A 1,126-nucleotide genomic window follows, 5' to 3' on the forward strand; every position below is an offset into this window, starting at 1 on the left:
TTTTAGGCGTTTATTTAAGTTGAGATTTAACGTGCTCAACAATATCCGCCATCGCTACTGGAGTTTTCTCGCCAGTACGACGGTTTTTGTATTCGAAGTTACCTTCATCCATGCTGCGATCGCCAATCACGATAGTGTGAGGGATACCGATCAACTCGATGTCAGAGAACATCACACCTGGACGTTCTTTACGGTCATCAAATAGAACTTCGATGCCCATAGCAGTTAGTTCCGCGTATAGCTTCTCTGCTGCTTCTTTTACGCGCTCAGATTTGTGCATGTTCATTGGCACGATTGCTACTTGGAAAGGTGCAATTGCGTCTGGCCAAATGATGCCGTATTTGTCGTGGTTCTGTTCAATCGCAGAAGCAACAACACGCGATACACCGATGCCGTAACAACCCATCTCTAGGATTACGTTTTTACCGTCAGGGCCAAGAACGCTACAGTTCATTGCTTCTGAGTAAACGTTACCAAGTTGGAAGATATGACCAACTTCGATACCACGTTTCAGCATTAGCGTACCTTTACCACATGGGCTTGGATCACCTTCCACTACGTTACGCAGATCTTCTACTTGACCCAGTTCAACGTCACGACCCCAGTTAATACCGAAGTAGTGTTTACCGTCGATGTTTGCGCCAGCGCCAAAGTCGCTCATGACTGCTACGCTGCGGTCAACGATGAATGGCAGTTCTAGGCCTACAGGGCCAAGAGAACCAGGGCCAGCACCGATCAGTTCACGAATTTCTTCTTCTGATGCCATCTCTAGTGGAGAAGCCACTTGAGGTAGGTTTTCTGCTTTCACTTCGTTTAGCTCGTGGTCACCACGAACGATCAACGCAATGATTGGTGCATCGATTTCGTCAGACGCTTTAACAAATCGCGTTTTAACCGTCTTCTCGATAGGTAGACCGTGTTGCTCAACCAACTCTGCGATTGTTTTCGCGTTTGGAGTATCAACTAGTGTCATTTCTTGAGTTGGTTCTGCGCGTTCTACAGCAGGCGCTAACGCTTCTGCTTTTTCGATGTTCGCTGCGTAATCAGACTCAGTAGAGAATGCAATTAGGTCTTCGCCGCTGTCTGCAAGTACGTGGAACTCTTGAGAGCCGCTACCACCGATAGC

Annotated in this window: 1 protein-coding gene; it reads right to left on the reverse strand. The window is 47.5% G+C overall.

Features of this window, described 5'->3' with window-relative positions; genetic code table 11:
• Positions 1–10 precede the first annotated feature (10 nt).
• Positions 11–1,126 (reverse strand): proline--tRNA ligase (gene proS, locus R7O12_RS26245; RefSeq protein WP_318126993.1); only part of this gene is annotated, 1,116 nt, incomplete at its 5' end.

It is taken from the genome of Vibrio sp. Vb1574 (genome assembly GCF_033338675.1).